General features: G+C 69.4%; 1 protein-coding gene. It reads right to left on the bottom strand.

Going from position 1 to position 255, the window contains the following annotated elements; all coding sequences use genetic code 11:
• On the bottom strand, window positions 1-184 hold a 184-nt coding region (locus QSK00_RS30345; protein WP_285597278.1), incomplete at its 3' end, for a helix-turn-helix domain-containing protein.
• Window positions 185-255: the final 71 nt, after the last annotated feature.

Raw genomic sequence — 255 nt, 5'->3', positions numbered from 1 at the left:
CGAGCTGGTGGGGACTGCGGTGCGGACGCCGCGAGGCGGGCAGCAACCCGGGCAGGCCCTCGGCGTCGTGGGCCTTTTTCCAGTTGTAGAACGTTTGCCGGCTGATGCCGTGCCGAGCACACACCTGCGCCACCGACCGCCCAGGTAGCTGGGCTTCGCGCAGCACCTCGAGGCGTTGTTCCACCACGCTCACCATCGCCCTCAGCGGCATGGCCCACCACAGCGCAGCCACCCCGACCTGTCAGGTATCTCCCC

The organism is Actinomycetospora sp. NBRC 106378, assembly GCF_030269685.1.
Taxonomy (GTDB): domain Bacteria; phylum Actinomycetota; class Actinomycetes; order Mycobacteriales; family Pseudonocardiaceae; genus Actinomycetospora.
This window is presented reverse-complemented; position numbering and strand designations above follow the sequence as displayed.